Here is a 13,821-nt window from a genome sequence, read left to right as displayed (position 1 = left end):
GGTCCTAGGCCCTGCCGGAACCTGTCTGGCGGGCGAGGCGGACCAGCCTGCGGCCGGCGAGAACACCGGCACCGATCGTCAGCGCCTTCCCCACCTGACCACGCCTGAGGGACATCCACTCCTGCGGGCTGCCCGGGTGGGACTCCTCGTCGAACCTCCCGTGCGCCCCGTGGTCATGCCCGTGCGGACCGTCGGCCGGACTCCACAGGTTCCCCGGGGCCCCACGCGCCCCCTCGTCCCGCCGCTCGTCCTGCTGCGCCTCGAACCCGGTCCGCGCCAGATACCGGTCCAGCACGCCGGGCACCACGGCGTTGGCGATGAGCGTGGCCACGGTCGAGCCGCCCACCCAGTACTCCCGCCGCCGCCCGTGCCCCGCCGCGTGCACGATCGCCCGCGCCGCCACCTCCGGCTGATACACCGGCGCGACGGGCCGCGCCCGCCCCGGCATCCGGCTCAACACCCAGTCGAACTGAGGGGTGTTGGCGGCGGGCAGCTGCACCATCGTCGTATGGACGCCACTGCCGTGGTGCAGCAACTCGCAGCGCAGCGACTCGTTGAAGCCCTGGATCGCGTGCTTGGCCCCGCAGTACGCCGACTGCAACGGGATCCCGCGGTACGCGAGCGCCGAGCCGACCTGCACGATCGTGCCCCGGTCGCGCGGCAGCATGTGCCGCAGCGCGGCCCGCGTGCCGAACACACAGCCCAGGTACGTCACTTCGGTCACCCGGCGGAACTCGTCGGCGGTGATCTCCGTGAACGGCGCGAAGACCCCGGCGAAGGCGTTGTTGACCCAGACGTCGATGGGCCCGAACGCGTCGGTGACCTTCTGCGCCGCGTCGTCGACCGCCTTGGCGTCGGCCATGTCCACGGTGACGACGAGCGCCTCACCCCCGGCGCGCTGCACCTCGTCCGCCGCGGCGGCGAGGCCCTCGCGGCCCCGGGCCAGCAGGGCGACCCGGTCGCCGCGGGCGGCGAAGGCCAGGGCCGTGGCCCGCCCCACGCCGCCGCTGGCCCCGGTCACCACGACGGTCCTGGCGGGCCGGGAGAGCACGTCGCGCAGCGCCACCGCGCATCACGCCCGGTGGTGCGGCTGCTCGGGGTCGATGTCGTCGGGACGCGGCGGTACGCCGTGCCCGGGCGCTCCGGCCGCCGGGGTGCCCGCGCCGGGTGCCCCGGTCGCCCCGCCCGCGCCGCCGGGCGCGACGGGCGGCACCGGCGGATACGGCATGCCGAGCCCGCTCGGCGGGGCGGCCGGTGCCGTACCGCCGACGACCCGGTCCTGCCCCGCGGCGAGCTCCGCCTCGCGCTCCGGCGTGGGCCGCGAGGCGTGCGGCCGGGCGGCGCCCCGCAGCACATACGCGACCACCCCGAGGATCGCCGCGGTGATCAGCGCGGCGGCCCAGTCGGGCAGGCCGAGGGCGAGGACCAGCCCCAGCGTCAGGGCCAGGGCGGCCCCCGCGTACAGGGCGACGGCGCCGGACGCGGCGTACAGCATGGCCGTGCGGCGCTGCTTGCGGGTCTGCTCGCGCAGCTCCTCGCGCACGGTCTCGCGCGCCACCTGCGCCAGCTCGTCGACCAGATGCTTGTCCAGGTGCTCCAGATGATCCAAGCGGTTCATGCCGGCCGGGTACCCGTACACCCGTACGCGTAACGCCGTGCGTGAGGCCACGCGCCACGGTGTGCGGAAGGCTGCGGGGATCATGTGAAACGATCTCGCGTCCCGGCCGCTCCAACTAGGCTCGTCCGCATGGACATTCTGGGAGCCACGCTGCGTGTCTGCGTCGACGACCTGGAGACCGCGGTCCCCTTCTACGAACGCCTGGCCGGCGGCCCGGCCCTCCGCTTCGAGCGCGGCGGCGTCCAGGTGGCCGCGGTCGGCTGCTTCCTCCTGATGAGCGGCCCCGAGGCCGAGTTGGAGATCTTGCGCAAGGTCGCGGCCACGATCGCGGTCAAGGACGTCGACGAGGCCCACCGGGTGCTGACCGAGCTCGGCGCACATGTCATCGCGGGACCGGTGGGGACGCCGGCGGGCCGCAATCTGATCGCGGTCCATCCGGACGGGGCGGTGTACGAGTACGTGGACCGGCGGGTGTAGCGACCGATCACCGCACCGGAACGTCGTAGGGCTTCACCGCATGCGGAAGTCGTAGCGCTCCGGCAGCGGTTCCTCGCTCACCCGCTCCCACAAGCGCCCCACGGCCTCCGCCCCTTCCCTCAGGTCGGCGACCTCGAACCCCTCCTCGAACACGCCCCGTGCCTCGTCGCGCCGCCCCTCCGCGAACAGCAACTGCGCCTCGATGAACCGGAACCGCCCTCGCGCCCGCGTCGCCGGATGGAGCCGCTCCCACACCGCCCGCGCCTCCCCTGTACGTCGCACTGCGAGCAGCGCCTCGATCGCCTCGCGCCCCAGCGCTGCCGCGGCAGCCGTCCACCGCTCCCCCGCGTCCCGCCGCTCCCGGCACAGGTCGTCGAAGGCCTCGGCGTACCGGTCGGCGGCCCGCTCATGATTGCCGACCTCCTGATCGGAGACGGCGAGGCAGCGCAGCAACGGCCAGAGCGACGGGGCGAGTTCGAGGGCCCGCTCCCAGCTCCGCACCGCCTGCGCCCGGTCGCCGGCATGCCATTGGGCGACCCCGAGGTGGTACTCGGTGTGCGGGGTCGCGGGCGCCGTCTCCAGCATGTCCCGCCAGTGCGGGGCGACCAGCGTCTCCCCGGGCGGCCGCACCCGACGCGGCTCCGGCAGCGTCCCGGCCCGCAGCAGCTGGAGCCACGGTTCCTGCTCCTCCCCGAGGGTGCTCTCCTCGAAGGGCGTGCCCGGCAACTTCCAGTCGGCGCGCAGCACTTCGAGGGCGCCCCACCCGGAGCCGACGGCGAGGATCTCACCGGGTTCGGTGTCGGCGTACGGCTTCCACGCGCCGTACGCGGCCTCGACCTCGGCACGCGGCAGTACGGCTTCGAGCCGCGCCTCCGCCGCTTCGACCTCCGCCGCCCCGACCTCCGCCGGAGAGCTGAGCGGCCCGTACGCCTCCAGCCACGCCACCTCGCTCTCGGCGTCCAGCCGCACATGCTCCAACTGCGTGCGGGCGAGCCCCGCTTGGATCTCGCAGTAGCCGCCGGTGCCGGGTTCGGTGAGCCACTCCTGCCAGCGCCGCCCACCGCCGCCCGTCCCCCACACGAACAGCTTGCGGCCGCGCAGCACATCGGTGGACGTCTGCACGAGCCCGTGCCCGTCCTCGTCGAGGGCGGCGATCCAGCGGCGCCGGGCATCGGGAAGGTCGTAGAAGTAGTCGGCGGCGTGCGGAAGTTGACGGATCTCCCCGTACGACGGGACGGGCACCCGGCGCAGCCGTCGCTCGTACCCGAAGTACCACGCCTCGTCCGCCGGTGCGAGCACCCGGTGTTCCTCGGGCACGGCGATGTTCGACCACCAGTACGTCGGCACGGGCCGCTCCTGCGGATTCCGGATGCGCACGCCCACGTACAGGAAGTCCGATCCGTCCGGCAGCCACAGATCGACCTGGAAGGGCAGGTCGCGCAGCCGTTCCCACTCCCACAGGCGGAGCATCTCGCCGCCGTCCGGGGCGGGGACGCGGGCGGCGTGCAGGGGTGCGCAGGCGAGGGTGGTGTGGCCGGTGGCGCCGATGTTCCACTCGATGCCACCGGAGAACCAGGCGCCGTTGAGGGCGAAGGCGGCGGGCTGGAACACCGGGTTGCGGTAGAGGAGTTCACGGCCGGAGGGCTTGTGGAACAGCGACGCGATCCGGCCGCCCAGGCCGGGGAACACCGTGACTCGCAGCCGGTCGTTCTCGATGACGAGGGCATCGATCTCCCGCGGCTCGCGCGCCCGCTCGTAGCCGTCCCGCACCCGCACGGGCAGCAGGCTGCGCAGCGGTTCGTAGCCGATCTGGCGGGCCATCTCGCGCGGGAGATCGTCCCGGTCGTCGACGCGGTGGAGCTCGTCGAGCGGCAGCAGTGGGGGCAGCGGGTTGTCGGGCCCCAACTCCGCGGCGGGCAGCGTCAGTACCTCACGTCGGATCGTCGTCACGATCACCATGGAAGCCGCTCGCCGGAGAGCTGAACAGGGGCGCTACCGGTCAGGATTCCGCAAAGGCGGACACCACGATGTCGGCGAGGAGCGCGCCCGCCGTGCCGTCCGGGTCGAGATCGGGGTCGTAGATGGTGACGTTCAGCCCGACGCAGTGCGGGGAGGCGAGCAACGGCCGCAGCAGCGCGATGAGTTCGTCGGGGAGCAGCCCGTCCGGGTCGGGGCTGTCGACGGCCGGCATCACGGTCGGATCGAGGACGTCCGCGTCCAAGTGGACCCAGAATCCATCGAGTTCGGGGATCTCGAAGGCGTGGGCGGTGGCTCGGGCGAGGGCGTCCGCGCCCCACTCCCGGATGTCCCCGACCGTGACGACGGGGATCTTGAGGGCGGCCAGCTCAGTGCGGTCGTCCTCGAACTCGTCGCGGTTCCCGAAGAGCCGTACGTCCTCGTCCCGCAGGTACGGTCCGAGCCCCTCCAGGTTCGTCAGGTCCTCCTGGCCCCGCCCGGTCGACAGCGCGACCTCCTCACCGCCCGCCGCGCCGACCCGGTCGGAGTTCCCGGGGTGCCGGAAGTCCGCGGAGGCTCCCCCACTGCCTAAAGGGCGTGGGAGGTACCCCCATCGGCGGCCAGCCCGTACCGGCCGAGGCGGCGCAGCGCGAGGGAGGCGCCGAGTTGGATGGAGCAGTCGCCGCCGAGGACGACCGGGAACTCCCCGGCCCGCACATGGCGTTCGATGCGGTCGGCGAGCTTGACGGTGTAGGAGGCGAGGGCGGCCGCGTTGAAGACGCCGTCGCCCTCCTGCCAGTCGCCCCGGTCGTAGCGAGGCGGCACGACCACCCCGCCCTCCAGGGCACCGAGCCGCTGGACGATCCGCTGCTCGCGCAGGGCGCCCGCGAGCTTGTACACGCCCGGGACAGTACCGGGCGCGGGTGGGCGCAGGCCGAGGTTGGAAGGGGCGTCCAGGACGACGCGTGTGCGCATCGGGCTCATCTCCGCACCGCCCCTACTTCCGGATCATCTCGGCGGTGATGGCCCACCGCTCGTGATCGCGCCAGGCCCCGTCGATGTAGAGCATGTCCGGCGAGAACCCTTCGAGCCGGAATCCGCAGCTGCGCGCCAGCGCGATCGACGCGGTGTTGGCGGGCTGCACATTGATCTCCAGCCGGTGCAGCCGCATCCCGCCGAAGGCGTACCGCACGACCAGCCCGAGTCCCTCCTTCATCAGCCCGCGCCCGGCGCTGTGCGCGAAGGCCCCGTAGCCGAGCGCCCCGGAGAGGAAGGCGCCCTCCACGATGTTGTTGATGTTGATGTACCCGGCGATGGCCCCGTCACCGTGCTCGCCGTCCTTCTCGCAGACCAGGAACCCGGCCTTGGTCGGATCCTCGATCAGCCGGCCCGCGAAGCCGGTGAACCCGTTGGCGCTGTCCGGCGGGAAGAGCCAGGGCTGATGCAGTTCCTTGCTCTCCCGGGCCCGCGCCGTGAACTCGGCGCCGTCCTCGTAGGTGATGTGGCGTATGCCCACGCGGGGGCCCTCGACAAGGTAACGGGATGATGCGGTGTGCGGCATCCCGTCACCCTACGACGTCCTAGCTGCGGCGTTTCATGAAATACGCCCCGCACAGGGCGCCGATGACGGCCGTGGCCAGGAGCGCCATCCACAGCGGCATCGTCACCTCGGGGATCAGGAGTCTGATCTTGGTGGCGCGGGTGTTCTCGAAGATGAAGATCAGGGCGAGGACGGCGAGCAGCAGCACGATCACCCGGGCCGGCGTCACCGCGCCGCCGCCCTTGCCGCCGGTGGTGCCGCCGCTCTGGGAGGTCTTCGGGCTCATGCGACCAGGGTGAGCCCGGGGATCCCGTCCCGCGCGGCGGGGTCCGCCCACCGGGTGAACGCCGGGTGCGTCAGCCGCCGAGGACAGGCAGCTCCAGCACCCCGGTCTTCCCGGGCGCGCTGACCACGGTCACCGGCTTGATCCCCCGGTTGCCGAAGTACGCGTCGTCGCTCGCCGCGATCACGAACCGCAGCCGGTGCCCCTTCTCGTACCGGTGCACGATCCCCGGCAGGGTCACGGTGAAGCTCTTGGTCACATCGGCCACCCGGACCGGTGCGACCAGCCGGTGCACCAGCGTCTTGGTGCCGTCGGGCGCGATGTCGTACAGCTTGGCGAACAGTACGAGCTTGTCGGCGGCGTCCCCGGAGTTCTGAGTGCGCTCGGCCTTCGGTGACACGACCTTCAGTGTGGCCCTGGGCGCGCCGACGACGTCGGTGGTCCGGGCGAGCGGCTCGCTGGTCCAGCCGAGGTAGGTGCCCTCGGTGTCGTACGGCGCCGGGTCCGGCAGGCCGACCGTCCCCGCCAGTGAGCTCTCGGAGTGGCTGGTGGGGACGAGCCAGTTCGTGTACGTCCGGCTGCCGCGGGTCACCTTGGAGCGGTTGTCGACGAGCTTGCCGTCCCCGGACAGATACAGCTTCTGACTGAGCGCGGGGAGGCGGTCGGCGGTGGCGTAGGTATCGGTCGGGTCGGCGATCCAGTCCCGGTAGTAGGCGAACGCCGGTCCGGTGTCGGTGCCCTTCCTCTTCTGCAGATACCGGTCGAACCAGCCGAGGATCCGCCTGCCGACGTACGTGGACTCCAGGTCGCCCGAGCCGAGGTTGAGCTCGCCCGCCACCATCCCGCCGCTGTGGCCCCAGCTCTGCCAGATCATCTTGGTGGGCGTGCCCTGGGCCTTGAGGGTCTGGTACGTCGCCGTCGCCTCGTTGAGGTTGAAGAGGCTGTCGGACTGGCCCTGGACGAGCAGCGTGGGTGCCTTCACTCGGTGGAGGTAGCTGATCGCGGAGACGCTGCGGGAGTAGGTGAGCAGCTCGGCGGTCCGGTCGGCGGGGTAGCTGCCGGAGTTGAGGGTGCGGACCGTCTGGCAGGCGTCGGTGACGAAGTGCAGACAGCCGAGGGAGTTGATCCGGGACGGGTCGAGGTTGGGCACGGTGATCGGCTGGCTCTCGCCGATGAGGTAGAAGCCGTTGGCCCACTGCCACTTGAAGGCGCCGGGGACCGTGCCGTGGGCGTCGGCGTTGTTCGGGTCGAGGGAGTACGCCAGGTCGTTCCAGGTGATCATCGGGACGAGGGCGTCGACGCGATGGTCGACCGAAGCCGTGGCCAGCTGGATCGCGCCGCCATAGGAACCGCCGATCATGCCGACCCGCGGGTCACCCTTGCCGTCGAGGGTGACGAAGTCGGCCTTGGTGCCGTCGTCGGCGGCCCGCTTCCCGGCGAGGAAGTCGACCAGCCTGGAGGCGGCCGTGCCGTCGATGGCCGGGTCGTCGAGCGAGATCAGACAGCCGGAATTGCCGAAGCCGAGTCCCGAGTAGACGAGCGAGACATAGCCGCGCTCGGCGAAGGCCTTGCCGAGGGCGTCCGTGGAGCCGTCGGACTTGCTGCCGCCGAAGCCGTTCGTGGCGAGCACGGCGGGTGCGCGGTGGGCGTGGTCCACGCCCGCCGGCCGGTACAGATCGGCGTCGATCGTGCAGGTGCGGCCGCCGGTCTGCACGGTGAACTTCAGGGCGGTGACGGTGTATTGGCCGGTTGCGGCGGCTGGGGTGGCTGGGGTGGCGAGTGTGGCACCGAGCAGGAGAGCGAGCGGGACGCTGTAGCCGAGCACACGACGGGACACGAGACCTCCACGCTGAGGACAACCCGACCTACCGACCGGTAAGTACCGGCCGGAAGTCATGGTGTGACACGTGTCAGACGGGGTCAATCACCGTGACGAGTGTTTCTTGACGAAGATTCAGCGGAGTGCCGTTCCGGCGATTCAGAGAAGCGCGGGTTCCGTCAGCGTCAAGGTGCCTGCGTCGGCGTCGAGTTCGGCCGTCACCCCGAACGGGATCGTCAACGCCCCTTCGCAGTGCCCGAATCCGAACTCCTCCACGACGGGCACGCCGAGGCCGCCGAGCCGGTCGAGCAGCAGCGCGCGCACCTTCTCGTACGGCTCGCACCGCTCCCACGAGCCGAGCAGCACGCCCCGCACCCCGTCGAGCCATCCGGCGCGCAGGAGTTGGGTGAGGTAGCGGTCGAGGCGGTACGTCTCCTCCCCCACGTCCTCCAGACACAGCAGCCCGCCGCGCGCGGAGGACCGGGCGTGCGGGGTGCCCAGCTCGGCGGCGAGCAGGCACAGGCAGCCGCCGAGCGTGACGCCCCGCGCGCGGCCGGGGACGAGTGCCGTACCGCCGGAGGCGATCGTGCGGACGGTCTCCGGTGCGAAGAGGGTGGCTCGCAGATGCTCCTGCGCCCGCGCGTTCTTGATGAAGTCGATCCCGGCGGCCATCGGGCCGTGCAGGGTGACGAGGCCGAGCCGGTTCGCGAACGCCTCGTGCAGGGCGGTGATGTCGCTGAAGCCGACGAACACCTTCGGCCCGGCCGCCCGCATCGCCTCCCAGTCGAGCAGGTCGGTCATCCGCTGCACGCCGTAGCCGCCCCGTGCGCACAGCACCGCGTCCACGGCCGGGTCGCACCAGGTGGTCTGAAGATCGGCGGCCCGGTCGGCGTCGGTGCCCGCGAGGTAGTCGAACGCGCCGTGCCGGTCCAGCACATGGGGTGCCACCACCGGGTCGAGGTCCCAGCCGCGCAGCACGTCGAGACCGGCCTGCAACCGCTCCTCGGGCACCGGCCCGCTGGGCGCGACGACGGCCACGCGGGCGCCGGGGGCGAGCCGGGACGGCCGGACGAGTTCCCTCACTTGCCGATCTCCAAGGTCGGGATGCCGGGCGGATTGAGGCCGAACACCTGGGCGTACAGGGAGAGTTCGGACTCCAGAACCCGGATCATCGTGTCGGCGCGCCGGAACCCGTGCCCCTCCCCCTCGAACGCGATGTACGCGTGCGGCACCCGTCGCCCCGCCATCCGGGCCAGGAAGCGCTCGCACTGGGCGGGCGGGCAGATCACGTCGTCCAGCCCCTGCAACAGCAGGAAGGGCGCGGTGATCCGGTCGGCGTGCTCGACGGGCGACCGCTCCGCGTACCGGGCGGGCACCTCGGCCAGCGGTCCGACGAGGCTCTCCAGGTACTGCGACTCGAAGTCGTGGGTCTCGCCCTCGCCCCAGCCGGCCAGGTCGAGGATCGGATAGATGATCGTGCCGCAGGCGTAGACGTCGGTCGCGGTCAGGGACGCGGCCGCGGTCCAGCCGCCCGCGCTGCCGCCGCGGATCGCCAGCCGGTCCCGGTCGGCGGTGCCTTCGTCGGCGAGGGCGAGGGCGACGGCCGCGCAGTCCTCGACGTCGACGACGCCCCACTGCTCGCGCAGCCGGTTGCGGTACTCCCTGCCGTGTCCGGTCGAGCCGCCGTAGTTGACCTCGGCGACGCCGATGCCCCGGGAGGTGAAGTAGGCGATCGACAGGTCGAGGACGAGCGGGGCCCGGCTGGTGGGGCCGCCGTGGGCCCAGACGACGTAGGGCGGCAGTTCGTCGCCGGCGGCCGCGCCGTCCGGGTTGTGGGGCGGGTAGATGTGGGCGTGGATGTCGCGTCCGGCGGGGCCGGTGAAGGTGCGGATCTGCGGTTCGGGGTAGTACGCGGGGTCCACGGAGTCGTCGTGTCCGGCGCCGATGACCCGGGCCCGGCCGGTCCGAGTGTCCAGTTCGACCACCTCGTAGGCGCTGCGCGGGCTGGCGCCGACGGCGAGGACCCGCTCGCCGTGCACGGAGAGGGTGGGCGCGAACTCGGTCCAGGGGCCCGCCGCGTCGACGACCTCGCCGGTCTCCGGGTCGAGTATCCCGAGCGCGGTGGCGCCCCGGCCGTGCACGACGGCGATCAGACCGCTCTCCAGCGGCGCGAACCACCGGTGGCCGAGCTTCCACAGCGGCCCGCCGAACTCCTCCTCGCGCGGACACACCGGTACGCCGTCGCGGTACAGGTTCCACCAGCCGGTGCGGTCGCTCACGTACAGCAGGGCCCCGTCGTGCGCCCAGTCCACCTGGGCGATCGACTCCTCGGGCCCGCCGGCGATCGTGCGCGGCTCCCCGAGCGTGCCGTCGTCCCGGACCTTCGCCAGCACCAGCTCCGTCCCGTCCCACGGCATCCGCGGATGGTCCCAGCCGAGCCAGGCCGCGCTCCGCCCGCCGGGCGAGATCCGCGGTCCGGTCACGAACCGGTGCCGGTCGTCGGTCAACTCCCGTACGGCGTCCCGGTCCTGGGCCGCCGAGCCGTCCAGCGGCACCGCCGCCAGGACGCGCCGCACATCGGAGGGCCCGTCGCCGGTGAACTCCTCCAGCACGCACCACACTTCACCGCGTTCGACGAGCAGCACCGGGTCCGCCCAGCGCAGCCCGCCGCCCACCGGGGAGAGCGGGGTGAGGGGTCGCGGGTCACCGCCGGGCTCGTACCGGTACAGCCGCTGGTCGGCGAAGTGCACGAAGACGACGAGCGGTTCACCGTCCACGACCGTCCCCGCCCAGGGCTGCCCGCCGTACTCGATGACCCGGCTGCGCACGTTCCACGGCGCCGGCAGCACCGACTCCTCCGTGCCGTCCTCCCGCCGCCGGACCAGGGTGCGCCGGCCGCCCTCGGTGGGCCGTGGCGCGGTCCACCACGCCTCGTCGCCGACGAAGCCGGCGAACTCGGGGTGCCCGTCGTGGGCGGCGGCCAGGGCGGCGTCGATGGGCGAGGGCCATGAACCGTACGGCAGCGTCTGCACGTTGTCTCCCGGTGCCCTAGGCCGTGCGCAGGAAGCGGTCGAGGACCCGGACGCCGAAGTGCAGCGCCTCGACGGGGACGCGTTCGTCCACGCCGTGGAACATCGCCTGGTAGTCGTAGCCCTCGGGGAGCTTCAGCGGGGTGAAGCCGTAGCCGGTGATGCCGAGCCGCGAGAACTGCTTGGCGTCCGTGCCGCCGGACATGCAGTACGGCACCACATGCCCCTCCGGCGCGAACTCCTCGACGGCCGCCCGCATCCCCGCGTACGTCGGCGAGTCCAGCGGCGCCTGGAGCGCGACCTCCCGGTGGTGGAACTCCCACTCCACGTCGGGTCCGGTGAGCTGGTCGAGGGTGGCGCGGAACTCGTCCTCGCCGTCGGGCAGACAGCGGCCGTCGACGTAGGCCACGGCCTCGCCCGGGATGACGTTGACCTTGTAACCGGCGTCCAGCATGGTCGGGTTGGCGCTGTTGCGGACGGTCGCCTCGACGAGCTTGGCGGCCGGGCCGAGCTTCTCCAGGAGCCCGTCGACGTCGTCCAGGTCGGGCTCGATGCCGTACAGGAAGGCGAGTTCGGTGAGGGCGGCCCGGACGGTCGGGGTGAGCCGCAGGGGCCACTCGTGCTCGCCGATGCGGGTGATCGCGGCGGCGAGGCGGGTGACCGCGTTCTCCTTGTTCACCTTGGAGCCGTGTCCGGCCCGCCCGCGCGCGGTGAGCTTCAGCCACCCAGTCCCCCGCTCACCGGCGGCGATCGGGTAGATCTGGCGTCCGCTCCCGTCGTGGAAGGTGAACGCCCCGGACTCGCTGACGCCCTCGGTGCAGCCCTCGAACAGCCCGGGATGCTCGTCGGCGAGGAACCCCGAACCGTCGACGGCGCTGGCCTCCTCGTCGGCGGTGAACGCGACGACGACGTCCCGCCGGGGCCGTACGCCCTCCCGTGCCCAGTTCCGGACGACGGCGAGGATCATCGCGTCCATGTTCTTCATGTCGACCGCGCCCCGGCCCCACACCACCCCGTCGCGGATCTCCCCGGAGAACGGGTGCACGCTCCAGTCCCGGGCCTCGGCGGGCACCACGTCCAGATGACCGTGGACGAGCAGCGCGTCCGCCGAGGGATCGGTGCCCGCGATGCGCGCGACGACGTTCGTACGGCCCTTGGTGCGCTCCAGCAGCACGGGTTCCAGGCCCGCCCCGGCCAGCCGCTCGGCCGCGTACTCGGCGGCCGGCCGCTCCTGGCAGTCGCCGCCGCCCCGGTTGGTGGTGTCGATGCGGATGAGCTCGGACGTGAAGGTCACGACCTCGTCCAGCGCCTGCGCGTCAGCCATACTGCTCCTCCACCGCGGCCGAGACGATCGTGGTGACCGCCTTGAAGGTGCGGATCCCCTCGTACATGGTGTCGCTGGAGTATGCCACCTTGCGTTCCCCGATCCGGGTCACACCGGGCACGACGGTCGCGGCGAGCGCGAGGTGCTCGGCGTCGAACTCGACGGCCACGGTGAACGGCCCGCCCCGCACCGGTTCATGAGGGACCGCCAGCGCGGCCGCCTCCTTCGCCGCCGCGCGGATGGCGGCGGCGGTCCTGGCCGGCGTACGGCACACCGCCGCGTACCGCGACACATGGTCCTTGACCGCGACCTTCAGCGCCTCGGGGGCGTAGCCCAGGGCGTCCTCGCAGGCCACGTCGTCGCCGGTGACGAGGACGACCGGCACGCCGTACTCGGCGACCACGCGCGCGTTGAGCAGGCCCTCGCTCGCGCGTACGTCGTTCAGCCACACCCCGGTGATGGAGTTGGCGAGGTAGGTGTGGGCGAGGACGCCCTCCGCGCCGGCGCCGGCGTGGTAGCCGACGAACGCGATGCCGTCCACGTCGCCGTGCTGCACGCCCTCCACCATGGACAGCGACTTGTGCCGTCCGGTGAGCATCTCGACCCGGTCGTCGAGCCGCTCCAGGAGCAGGTTGCGCATGGTCCAGTGCGCCTCGTTGACGATCACCTCGTCGGCGCCGCCGTCGAAGAAGCCCTGCGCGGCGGCGTTCACGTCCGAGGTGAACATCGAGCGGCACCGCTCCCACTGCGGTGTCCCCGGCAGCACGTCGGCCGGCCAGGTGACACCGGTGGCGCCCTCCATGTCGGCGCTGATGAGGATCTTCATGCCGACTCACGCTACGCGGTTCCGGCCGGTCCCGTCAGACCTGTGGACAACCGTCACCGGCCCGGACCGGTACGGCGGTCACAGCTCAGGCCGTACGCCCCACCACCAGCCACTTCGACGGCAGTTCGATGCGGGCGCCGTCCGCGTCGTACTCCGTGGTGGTGAGCGGGAGTTCGCCGTTGGCCAGGACGGTGAGTCCGGCCGCGCGGACGTACTCCGACAGCGCGCTGTCGGAGACCTCGCCGGGGGCGATGCCGTGCCGGAAGACCGGCGCGAGTTTGGGCGGGGGGCCGGTGGGGCTCTGGGCGAGGCCGATGAGGATCGGTTTGGCGGCCTCGGAGAGTTCGACGAGGAAGCCGCGGCCGCGTTCGCCGAGGAGCGCGGCGAGGCCGTTGACCAGGGGCTGCCGGTCGTCGGGCTCGCACTGGTGGAGCACGCCCCGCACATAGACGTTGGCGTCGCCGAGTTCGGCGTGCAACGACTCCGCCTCGCCCTTCTCGACGGCGTCGAGGACCCGGTAGCCGGCCTGCCCGGCCGGATCGGCCTGCCGGGCGTGGTCGAGGGCGGCCTCGGACAGGTCGACGCCGAGGACGTGCGAGAAGCGGTCGGCGAGGAAGCGGGTCTGGGTGCCGTTGCCGCAGCCCAGGTCGACCAGGGGCAGGACCGGGTCGGTCACGTAGGGCTCGAACAGGGCGAGGTGGAGGCCTGCCGTCAGCGCGGGCTCCGCGTCCCAGAACACCGCTCCCTGGCCGTCGGGGGCTTCTCGCCAGAAGCTCTCCCAGGCCTCCCGGTACCGACTCGTCACGCTCATGCCCAACTCCCCAGGATGCGACCGCGACCCGCCGCAAGTGACGGGCGAGTACGGTTTATCGCGCCCGGGTCACGGCTACAAGCGCGCGGCGCATTCCTTCACTCCCTGTGCGACAGACGTACGCCCGTGCGCCCCGCA

General features: G+C 72.4%; 12 protein-coding genes and 1 pseudogene. 1 reads left to right on the top strand and 12 read right to left on the bottom strand.

The genetic code is table 11. The annotated features are described in order from the left end of the window. Positions 1 to 4 precede the first annotated feature (4 nt). Both ABZ928_RS03610 and ABZ928_RS03605 read right to left on the bottom strand, forming a co-directional pair. Complete coding sequence (locus ABZ928_RS03610) at positions 5 to 1,051, bottom strand: SDR family oxidoreductase (RefSeq protein ID WP_361514928.1); 1,047 nt, start codon at positions 1,049 to 1,051, stop codon at positions 5 to 7. Positions 1,052 to 1,072: 21 nt separating this feature from the next. Continuing rightward, the gene (locus ABZ928_RS03605) at positions 1,073 to 1,618 is read right to left on the bottom strand and encodes a phage holin family protein (protein ID WP_361514803.1); all 546 of its coding nucleotides are present in this window, start codon (positions 1,616 to 1,618) and stop codon (positions 1,073 to 1,075) included. A 129-nt stretch (positions 1,619 to 1,747) separates the two neighbouring features. Between ABZ928_RS03605 and ABZ928_RS03600 the strand changes: the two genes are divergently transcribed. Continuing rightward, positions 1,748 to 2,095, top strand: coding sequence for a VOC family protein (locus tag ABZ928_RS03600; RefSeq protein WP_361514802.1), 348 nt, complete (start codon positions 1,748 to 1,750; stop codon positions 2,093 to 2,095). A 33-nt stretch (positions 2,096 to 2,128) separates the two neighbouring features. Here the strand turns inward: ABZ928_RS03600 and ABZ928_RS03595 are convergent, their stop codons facing one another. From ABZ928_RS03595 to ABZ928_RS03550, 10 genes and pseudogenes are all read right to left on the bottom strand, one after another. After that, positions 2,129 to 4,054, bottom strand: a complete 1,926-nt coding sequence (locus tag ABZ928_RS03595) for a DUF5107 domain-containing protein (protein WP_361514801.1) — start codon at positions 4,052 to 4,054, stop codon at positions 2,129 to 2,131. 40 nt (positions 4,055 to 4,094) lie between these two features. Next, positions 4,095 to 5,026, bottom strand: a pseudogene (locus ABZ928_RS03590) (arginase family protein). A 22-nt stretch (positions 5,027 to 5,048) separates the two neighbouring features. Continuing rightward, complete coding sequence (locus ABZ928_RS03585) at positions 5,049 to 5,612, bottom strand: GNAT family protein (RefSeq protein ID WP_361514800.1); 564 nt, start codon at positions 5,610 to 5,612, stop codon at positions 5,049 to 5,051. A gap of 19 nt (positions 5,613 to 5,631) precedes the next feature. Continuing rightward, complete coding sequence (locus ABZ928_RS03580; RefSeq protein WP_361514799.1) at positions 5,632 to 5,877, bottom strand: LapA family protein; 246 nt, start codon at positions 5,875 to 5,877, stop codon at positions 5,632 to 5,634. Positions 5,878 to 5,947: 70 nt separating this feature from the next. Further along, entirely contained in the window at positions 5,948 to 7,711 is a 1,764-nt protein-coding gene (locus tag ABZ928_RS03575; RefSeq protein ID WP_361514798.1) for a CocE/NonD family hydrolase, read from the bottom strand. Between the two features lie 141 nt (positions 7,712 to 7,852). Then, a complete protein-coding gene (locus tag ABZ928_RS03570; RefSeq protein ID WP_361514797.1) occupies positions 7,853 to 8,776 on the bottom strand; it encodes an LD-carboxypeptidase in 924 nt (307 codons plus the stop codon). Continuing rightward, complete coding sequence (locus ABZ928_RS03565) at positions 8,773 to 10,725, bottom strand: prolyl oligopeptidase family serine peptidase (RefSeq protein ID WP_361514796.1); 1,953 nt, start codon at positions 10,723 to 10,725, stop codon at positions 8,773 to 8,775. The genes ABZ928_RS03570 and ABZ928_RS03565 overlap by 4 nt, the downstream gene beginning before the upstream one ends. Positions 10,726 to 10,741: 16 nt before the next feature. Then, on the bottom strand, positions 10,742 to 12,046 hold the full coding sequence (locus tag ABZ928_RS03560; protein ID WP_361514795.1) for a M20/M25/M40 family metallo-hydrolase: 1,305 nt from the start codon (positions 12,044 to 12,046) through the stop codon (positions 10,742 to 10,744). Then, positions 12,039 to 12,872: a M55 family metallopeptidase gene (locus tag ABZ928_RS03555; RefSeq protein ID WP_361514794.1), complete on the bottom strand. Its 834-nt coding sequence runs from the start codon at positions 12,870 to 12,872 to the stop codon at positions 12,039 to 12,041. Before ABZ928_RS03555 ends, ABZ928_RS03560 begins: the two co-directional genes overlap by 8 nt. Before the next feature lie 85 nt (positions 12,873 to 12,957). Then, the gene (locus ABZ928_RS03550) at positions 12,958 to 13,683 is read right to left on the bottom strand and encodes a class I SAM-dependent methyltransferase (RefSeq protein ID WP_361514793.1); all 726 of its coding nucleotides are present in this window, start codon (positions 13,681 to 13,683) and stop codon (positions 12,958 to 12,960) included. Positions 13,684 to 13,821 lie beyond the last annotated feature (138 nt).

Origin of the sequence: Streptomyces sp. NPDC046909 (genome assembly GCF_040644695.1) — a bacterium.
Classification (GTDB): domain Bacteria; phylum Actinomycetota; class Actinomycetes; order Streptomycetales; family Streptomycetaceae; genus Streptomyces.
The sequence above is the reverse complement of the archived record's forward strand: the minus strand, read 5'-3'. Positions and strand labels throughout refer to the sequence as shown.